Source organism: Arthrobacter sp. H14 (genome assembly GCF_000520495.1).
Classification (GTDB): Bacteria; Actinomycetota; Actinomycetes; order Actinomycetales; family Micrococcaceae; genus Arthrobacter_C.
The window spans coordinates 2,057-3,635 of sequence record NZ_KI914639.1 but is presented as its reverse complement, the minus strand read 5'-3'; the positions used below and the strand labels follow the sequence as shown (position 1 = coordinate 3,635).

Here is a 1,579-nt window from a genome sequence, read left to right as displayed (position 1 = left end):
GGCCGCCGAATCCGGACTCGGCGGCATCATGCTCTTCGGCGTGCCGGCCGTCCGCGACGCCCGGGGAACGGCCGGCGTTGATCCCGAAGGCGTGCTGAACAAGGCCATTGCCGACGTCGTTGCTGAAGTGGGCGACGAGCTGGTGGTCATGTCCGACTTGTGCCTGGACGAATTCACCGATCATGGCCACTGTGGAGTGCTCGACGACGACGGAGCGGTGGATAACGACGCGACGCTGGAAATCTACGCCGGGATGGCGATTGCCCAGGCTTCGGCAGGGGCGCGCGTCCTCGGTCCGTCCGGCATGATGGACGGGCAGACCGCGGTGATCCGCCAGGCCCTCGACGGCGCCGGCTTCAGCAACGTGTCCCAGCTCGCCTACGCGGTGAAGTACTCCTCTGCGTTCTACGGACCCTTCCGCGAAGCGGTGGATTCACAGCTGCAGGGCGACCGCCGGACCTACCAGATGGATCCAGCCAACCGCCGCGAGGCCCTGCTGGAAGTCCAGCTGGACCTGGAGGAAGGCGCGGACATGGTGATGGTCAAGCCCGCGCTGAGCTATCTGGACGTCATCTCCGATATCGCAGAAGTGAGCAATGTGCCGGTGGCGGCCTACCAGGTCTCCGGTGAGTACGCGATGATCGAAGCGGCGGCCGCCAACGGGTGGATCGACCGGCGGCGGGCGATCGAGGAATCTGTGCTGAGCATCCGCCGCGCCGGCGCCAATATGGTGCTGACATACTGGGCCCAGGAACTTGCCGGCTGGCTGAAGGAAGGAAAATAATGACCACCTCTGCAGAACTGTTCGAACGCGCCAAGGCGATCATGCCCGGCGGGGTGAACTCACCGGTCCGTGGATTCGGCTCCGTCGGCGGAATTCCGCCCTTCATGGTCTCCGGCCGGGGCCCCTATCTGACCGACGCCGATGACCGGGAGTACGTCGACCTGGTCTGCTCATGGGGGCCGGCGCTGCTGGGACATTCCCACCCTGCAGTGCTGGAAGCCGTGCATGCCGCCGTCGACCGCGGATTGTCCTTTGGCGCCTCCACGGCGGCCGAGACGGAACTGGCTGAACTCGTACTCGGTCGGGTGTCCGCCGTCGAACGCCTGCGCATGGTTTCCACCGGAACTGAAGCGACGATGACGGCCGTGCGGTTGGCGCGCGGCTTCACCGGGCGGAACCTGGTCATCAAGTTCGCCGGTTGCTACCACGGACACCTCGACTCTTTGCTGGCCTCGGCCGGATCCGGTGTTGCGACGCTTTCGCTGCCTGGCTCCGCCGGCGTCACCGAAGCCACCGCCGCCGAAACGCTAGTGCTTCCTTACAACGATCTGGAAGCCGTGCGCGAAGCGTTCCGGGTCCACGGGAACGATATCGCCGCCGTGATCACTGAAGCGGCGCCGGCGAACATGGGCGTGGTGACTCCGGCAGACGGATTCAACGCCGGACTGAGCGCGATCACCGCCGAGCATGGTGCACTCCTGATCGTCGACGAAGTCCTCACCGGTTTCCGTGTGGGACCGGGCGGCTACTGGGGCGAGACCGGGGGAGCCGCCGGCTCCGCCGGAGACGCGGGAG

Annotated in this window: 2 protein-coding genes; both read left to right on the top strand. The window is 66.3% G+C overall.

Annotated elements, in window-relative coordinates; genetic code table 11:
• A partial coding sequence (hemB, locus tag Y707_RS23880; protein ID WP_035780554.1) for a porphobilinogen synthase occupies positions 1–784 on the top strand: 784 nt, incomplete at its 5' end.
• Positions 784–1,579 (top strand): aminotransferase class III-fold pyridoxal phosphate-dependent enzyme (locus Y707_RS23875; RefSeq protein ID WP_155852770.1); only part of this gene is annotated, 796 nt, incomplete at its 3' end. The genes hemB and Y707_RS23875, both read left to right, overlap by 1 nt.